Raw genomic sequence first — 1,825 nt, forward strand, 5'->3', positions numbered from 1 at the left:
CCTTTAGGAAGCGCAGTTTCATTATGGCTTCTGGCGTACTGGAATAGTACTCGTCGGGAGCAAGGTGTCTGTTCGAATTAAAATAAGCTTCATTAAATTTGATATAGGTAAAGGTGGTGACCTCATTAATTTCAAAAAAATGCTCGTCTCCCGGAGCGATTAAAAACAGGTCACCACTTTCATATGCCAATGTGTTCTCATTATATAAATGACTGCCCTTTCCATTATTGATGTACACGATTTCAAAATGGTTATGCGTATGGCGGGAACAGCTTTCACTTAAATTTTCCTCGTGCTCAATACTTAGTGGCTCAAACTGTTTTAGGATTTTCATCTATTAATTATACTGATAATTGAAACAAATATACCTTAATTTTCAGGTTTCAAGAAGGAACTTTGCTTTATAAAATTTATAGAAATGAAAGAGATAGAATTATTGGCAGCTTATTTTACCATAGCTGGAGACATACATCCCTTTGGTCCGACTGAGATCAGTCCGTTTGATTTTAGGTTCCGGGTTGAAGCAGCTTCTAAAGTTGGCTACAAGGGAATAGGATTGGTACATGCTGATCTGATGGCTACCATAGATAAGATTGGCTTTTCAGAAATGAAAACTATCCTAGAAACAAACGGTATCAAACATTTGGAGTTTGAGTTTTTGGACAATTGGTTCGAAACGGGGGAAGCCCGCAGAACATCCGATAAAATGAGACAGGAACTTCTCCATGCGGCGGAAACCTTGGGGGCAAGAAATATAAAGATTGCACCGGGTCTTTTTAGGGACGATATCAATATCCCGTTAATGTCCGAGGAGTTTGCTAAAATAAGTCAGGAGGCGGCAGATGCAGGTACCACTATTGTATTGGAGATCATGCCATTTAGTAACGTAAACTCAATAGATACAGCTCTTGAGATTGTACAGGGTGCAAACCACCCTAATGGTGGATTGCTTTTAGATGTGTGGCATTTGAGTCGCGGCGGTATAGCCTTTAGTGAGATTGAAAAAATCCCATTGGAGTTTATCGGTGCAGTAGAATTGGATGATGCGGATAGATATCCAATAGATCCGCTTTGGCAGGACACTATCCATAAACGGAAACTGCCTGGACAAGGCACCCTTGATATTCGCGGGTTTATAAAAGCAATACAATCCAAAGGATATAAAGGACCTTGGGGGGTAGAGGTGCTTTCAGAAGTTATTCGCAAACTTCCGTTGGAGGAAATGGCCAAGTCTACTTTTGATACATCAATCGCCCAATTTGACGGCATGGGATAAGACTGATTAGTAAAAGTCTACATGGTAATAGCGTGTAGACTTTTTTAGTGCAACCTCTGTACCATACTTGAATAAGTTGACTTTTGGTCAACCTATAGGCAGATGACCCTTAACAAGATAAGTAGCTAAATTTTTATACTTGAATTAAAATTCAAGTATATCTATGGCATCAGTAAAAGTCTATCCCAGACTGGATAAAATCAATAAGAACGGCCAGGTGCCGATCTATCTACGTCTAACCAAAAACAGAAAATCAAAGTACATCGCTCTCGATGTCTACATCAATCCAAAAGACTGGAATGAGAAAACAGGTAAAGTAAAACCAGGTGCAAAGAATGCTACTCAAATAAACAGTTTCATTTCTTCCAAAGAAGCAGAAGCAGAAGCTATCTCTCTGGAGATGGAAACCAAATCCAAATTCATTACTGCTTATGATATCAAGTCCAGGATCATTGGGAGCCCTCCAGCTGACTTTTTTGAGTTCATGTCGAATAGGAGTAAGGCACTATCAGAAGAGTTGAGTATTGGAACGATTAGGCGGTTCAATGG

The 1,825-nt window shown here is 39.6% G+C and carries 3 protein-coding genes; 2 read left to right on the forward strand and 1 reads right to left on the reverse strand.

Annotated features, from left to right (window positions below; genetic code table 11):
* A partial coding sequence (locus tag AC1DDX_RS27055; RefSeq protein ID WP_477622990.1) for an AraC family ligand binding domain-containing protein occupies nucleotides 1-334 on the reverse strand: 334 nt, incomplete at its 3' end.
* 84 nt (nucleotides 335-418) lie between these two features.
* Between AC1DDX_RS27055 and AC1DDX_RS27060 the strand changes: the two genes are divergently transcribed.
* Together AC1DDX_RS27060 and AC1DDX_RS27065 are read left to right on the forward strand one after the other, a co-directional pair.
* Nucleotides 419-1,276, forward strand: coding sequence for a sugar phosphate isomerase/epimerase family protein (locus AC1DDX_RS27060; RefSeq protein ID WP_337716248.1), 858 nt, complete (start codon nucleotides 419-421; stop codon nucleotides 1,274-1,276).
* A 163-nt stretch (nucleotides 1,277-1,439) separates the two neighbouring features.
* A partial coding sequence (locus tag AC1DDX_RS27065) for an Arm DNA-binding domain-containing protein (RefSeq protein ID WP_477622991.1) occupies nucleotides 1,440-1,825 on the forward strand: 386 nt, incomplete at its 3' end.

The organism is Pedobacter sp. 10L46_2, assembly GCF_056395165.1.